Genomic DNA, 2,747 nt, shown 5'->3' with positions numbered 1-2,747 from the left:
TCCGTCGTCGGCAGCGTCAGATGTGTATAAGAGACAGGGACGGGAACGAGGGGGGCCGAGGAGGAGCGGCGCTCCGGCGGCACCGGCGGGCTGCGGCACGGCGTCGTGCTCCAGGTGTCCCGGTTCCCGGCCGACGGCGACCTGCTCGACTGGTTGCGCGGCATCGCGGCGGCGGCCGAGGAGACCGGCTTCGCCGGCCTCGCGCTCATGGACCACCTCATCCAGATCCCGCAGGTCGGGAGGGCCTGGGACCCCGTCCCGGAGCCGTGGGTGACGCTCGGGGCGCTCGCCGCGTCGACGAGCCGGCTGCACCTCGGCACGCTCGTCTCGCCGGTGACGTTCCGGCCGCCGGGCATCACCGCCAAGGCGGCCGCGACGCTGTCCGCGCTCACCGGCGGACGCGCCTTCGTCGGCGTCGGTGCGGGCTGGTGGGAGCGCGAGCACGCCGCCTACGGGCTCAGCCTGCCTCCACCGGGCCAGCGCCTCGACCTGCTGGAGGCCGGTCTCGAGACGATGCGCGCCCTCTGGGCACCCGGCACGAAGCCGTATGCCGGACGCCGCGTCTCGCTGCCCGAGACGACGCTCTACCCGCGTCCGGTCGGCGACCTCCCCGTCGTCGTCGGGGGTGGGGGAGACCGGACCCTTCGCGTCGCGGCCCGGCTCGGCGACGGCTGCAACGTCCCCTCCGACGCCGCTGGCCTCGTCAAGGTCGCTCGCTACCTGCAGCTCGTGGAGGAGGCCGGCCGCGACCGCGACGCCGCCCTCGCCACGGTCCTGGACCTACCGCTCGTCGGCGCGGACCGCGTCGCCGTGTGGTCGGCCGTCGAACGGCATCGTGGCCGCACCGCCGCCGCGGTCTTCGCCGAACGACACCACGCCGGTACGCCCGCCCAGCACCGGGAGCGCCTCGCCCGGCTCGCGGACCACGGCGTGACGACGGTGTTCCTCGCGCCGCTGGACCTGACGACACCGGACGACGTCCTGGCGCTCGGACCCCTCGCGACCGCGCTGGCGTGAGGTGCCGCACGGGCCCACTAAGGTGGCGCGCATGGGTAAGGCATCTCGTCGTCCGCGCGGGGTCCGCGCCGACCGCACCACTCGTCCCGCTCCGGCGCCGTTCGTCGCCCGGCCCTTCGAGGGCCTTCCCGGCGAGACCGACTGGGTCGCGATGCGCGAGATCGTCCCGGCCGCCACGGCCACGGTTCGGTTCGCGAAGGGCAGGGCCCCCGAGGGCGCGCCCGACGAGGTCACCATCGCCACGGTGCTGCCGCTCGCCTGGCCCGGCCTGCACCGCGAGAACGGTGAGGTGCTCGTCGGCATCCAGTCCGGCAACGCCAGCGGTGACACGAGCCGCGACATCGCCCAGGCGATCGGCCTGGCCGTCGCCGCCGAGGCCGGCACGCCGGTGCAGACGCTGCCCGTCTCGACCGTCGACACGGTCCGCCTGCAGGACCTCCTCGACCTCGAGGCCCCCTTCGAGATCGACGTCCACGAGGGCTTCGACTTCTGGGTCGCCGAGGCCGAGCTCGACGCGGACGGCCAGGAGTCGCTCCAGCGGGCCAACGAGTCGGCCATCCCGACGGTCAAGCTGACCTCGGCGCCGTCGTGCTACTGGTGCCGCATCGGGGAGCGCACGTACGTCCGCTGGGTGCTGCCCTTCGACGAGGACACCGCCACCACCGCCCTCGCTCGGCTGCACGCCGCCGGCGACAGCGCCCTCGGTGGCGAGGGTCGCCTGCTCGGCTGCTTCCGCTCCAGTGGCCTGCTCATCCCGGTGTGGGAGGTCGACCCCTCGGCCGCCCCCGCCTCGTTCGAGGACGCCGTCGCCGCGATGAAGGAGCGCCTCGAGGCCGCGGCGGCCTCGACCGACCCGCTCACCGCCGACGAGCGGGGCGCGAAGGCCGGTCTGACGAACCGTCAGGTCACCCTCCGCTGAGCGGCCCCCGACGGTGACCGCGCAGCGACCTGCGTCCCCGGGCTCCGAGCCGCCCGTCGTCGTCATCATCCCGGCCCGCGACGAGTCGGACCGGATCGCCGAGACCATCCGCGGAGTGCGCACCATCCCCGGCGTCGTGGCGGTCATCGTCGTCGACGACGGCTCGACCGACCGCACCGCCGTCCTCGCCGCGCAGGAGGGCGCCGAGGTCGTCAGGCTCGTGCGCAACCACGGCAAGGCCGACGCCATGATGAGCGGGCTCGGCCGCCTGGCCGGGATGCGCCGCGTCGGCCGCGTCGACCCTGCGGCGTCGGTCCTCTTCGTCGACGCCGACCTCGAGGCGTCCGCGCAGGCCGTCGGCGCCCTCGTGGGGCCGGTCGCCCGCGGCGAGGCAGACCTCACCATCGCGACCCTGCCCGAGCAGCAGCAGTCCGGCGGCGGGCACGGCCTCGTCGTCGGCCTGGCCCGCCGGGGCATCGAGGAGCTGACCGGCTGGGCCCCGACGCAGCCGTTGTCCGGGATGCGGTGCCTCTCACCGGCCGCCGTCGAGGCCGCCACGCCGTTCGCCCGGGGCTGGGGCGTCGAGGTGGGCATGACGGTCGACGTCATCGACGCAGGGCTGACCGTCGTCGAGGTGCCGTGCGAGCTCTACCACCGGGTCACGGGCACCGACTGGCGCGCCCAGGTGCATCGGGCGGCCCAGTACCGCGACGTCGCGCTCGCACTCGGCGTCCGGCGGCTGCGGCGTCGCCTCGGCCCCGGCTGACCCCCCGACCCGCCGACTGGGCCCACTCGCCGACCCGCCGACCCG

At 75.4% G+C, this 2,747-nt stretch carries 3 protein-coding genes; all 3 read left to right on the top strand.

Features of this window, described 5'->3' with window-relative positions; translation table 11 throughout:
- Nucleotides 1-114: 114 nt before the first annotated feature.
- From ACR9ZK_RS21220 to ACR9ZK_RS21210, 3 genes are read left to right on the top strand one after another with little or no spacing between them, the layout of a single operon-like run.
- Nucleotides 115-1,017 carry an LLM class flavin-dependent oxidoreductase gene (locus ACR9ZK_RS21220; RefSeq protein ID WP_481343949.1) on the top strand — a complete coding sequence of 301 codons (903 nt, stop codon included), beginning with the start codon at nt 115-117 and terminating at the stop codon, nt 1,015-1,017.
- Nucleotides 1,018-1,048: 31 nt separating this feature from the next.
- A complete protein-coding gene (locus ACR9ZK_RS21215; RefSeq protein ID WP_481343948.1) occupies nt 1,049-1,936 on the top strand; it encodes a DUF5926 family protein in 888 nt (295 codons plus the stop codon).
- A 13-nt stretch (nt 1,937-1,949) separates the two neighbouring features.
- Nucleotides 1,950-2,702, top strand: coding sequence for a glycosyltransferase family 2 protein (locus tag ACR9ZK_RS21210; RefSeq protein WP_481343947.1), 753 nt, complete (start codon nt 1,950-1,952; stop codon nt 2,700-2,702).
- Nucleotides 2,703-2,747: the final 45 nt, after the last annotated feature.

This window comes from Monashia sp. HAY1-5C, assembly GCF_056755255.1.
Note: the sequence above shows the minus strand (reverse complement) of the source record. Positions and strands in the feature narration are given on the sequence as shown.

Bases quoted from the DNA above. Each gene is read 5' to 3' on its own strand.
- ACR9ZK_RS21215 (WP_481343948.1), top strand. From the start codon at position 1,049: ATGGGTAAGGCATCTCGTCGTCCGCGCGGGGTCCGCGCCGACCGCACC.